General features: G+C 65.8%; 1 protein-coding gene. It reads left to right on the top strand.

The window, feature by feature from the left end:
- The coding region (locus KZZ07_RS27505; RefSeq protein ID WP_219520234.1) for a transposase at positions 1–231 on the top strand (231 nt) is incomplete at both ends.

Genomic DNA, 231 nt, shown 5'->3' with positions numbered 1-231 from the left:
CTGACTGGCGTGGCTCACGGCGAGAAGAGCGCCGAGCGGCTGGTCCAGCGCAACGGCTACCGTGATCGGGATTGGCAGACGCGAGCCGGCACGGTGGAGTTACGCATCCCCAAGCTGCGCAAGGGCTCGTACTTCCCCAGCTTCTTGGAGCCGCGACGCTTGACCGAGAAAGCGCTCACGGCTGTGATCCAGGAGGCCTACATCCAGGGCATCTCGACCCGGTCCGTGGAC

The sequence above is a fragment of the Mameliella sp. CS4 genome (assembly GCF_019392335.1).
Taxonomy (GTDB): domain Bacteria; phylum Pseudomonadota; class Alphaproteobacteria; order Rhodobacterales; family Rhodobacteraceae; genus Antarctobacter.
This window is presented reverse-complemented; position numbering and strand designations above follow the sequence as displayed.